Below are 742 nucleotides of genomic sequence, written 5' to 3' on the forward strand. Positions count from 1 at the left end.
CCGAGGGCGGCCGCTGACGCCCGGTGGGCGCCGCGGCGCAGCGCCCCACAGGGGCAGCGGGGTCCCTGCGCGCCGGCGGTGCGCGTAACCTTCGCCGGCCGCATCCCGCGTGCCTTGCCGGAGTCCCCCGATGACGATTTCGATGTACCAGGCATCCGTGCCCGTATTCGTGCGTGCGCTGCAGAACCTGCGCGCGGTGCTGCACAAAGGCGAGGCGCATGCCGTCGAAAAAGCGTTCGCACCCGAAGTGCTGCTGCAGACGCGGCTGATCGCCGACATGCTGCCGCTGGTGCGCCAGGTGCAGATCGCCACCGACATGGCCAAGAACGGCGCCTGCCGCCTGGCCGGCAGCGAGCCGCCGAAGTTCGAGGACGACGAGACCAGCTTCGCGCAGCTGTACGCGCGCATCGATCGCGCGATCGAGGTCATCCGTGGCATCGATGCCGCGCAGGTCGACGGCAGCGAGTCGCGCCCGATCGTGTTGCAGATGCGCAGCGGCGAAATGAAGTTCGAAGGCCAAGCCTACCTGCTGGACTTCGTGCTGCCCAACCTGTTCTTCCACTGCACCACCAGCTACGTGATCCTGCGCGAGGCCGGCGTTCAGATCGGAAAGATGGATTTCATCGGCGCCACGTCCTGACCGCGGCGGCCTGGGCGGGGCCGGCCGGAGCGCGGGCCCCGCGGGGCCGTGGGCGCGCCCGCTCGCTGCGAGCGGCACGCGACGGTGCCGTGCGTTGGCGCC

Annotated in this window: 1 protein-coding gene; it reads left to right on the forward strand. The window is 70.6% G+C overall.

The window, feature by feature from the left end; genetic code table 11:
• The first annotated feature begins 130 nt into the window (after window positions 1–130).
• Complete coding sequence (locus G7B67_RS13210; RefSeq protein ID WP_166213169.1) at window positions 131–640, forward strand: DUF1993 domain-containing protein; 510 nt, start codon at window positions 131–133, stop codon at window positions 638–640.
• Window positions 641–742: the final 102 nt, after the last annotated feature.

Source organism: Cognatiluteimonas telluris, from assembly GCF_011320095.1.
In the GTDB taxonomy this organism is placed as follows: Bacteria; Pseudomonadota; Gammaproteobacteria; order Xanthomonadales; family Xanthomonadaceae; genus Cognatiluteimonas; species Cognatiluteimonas telluris.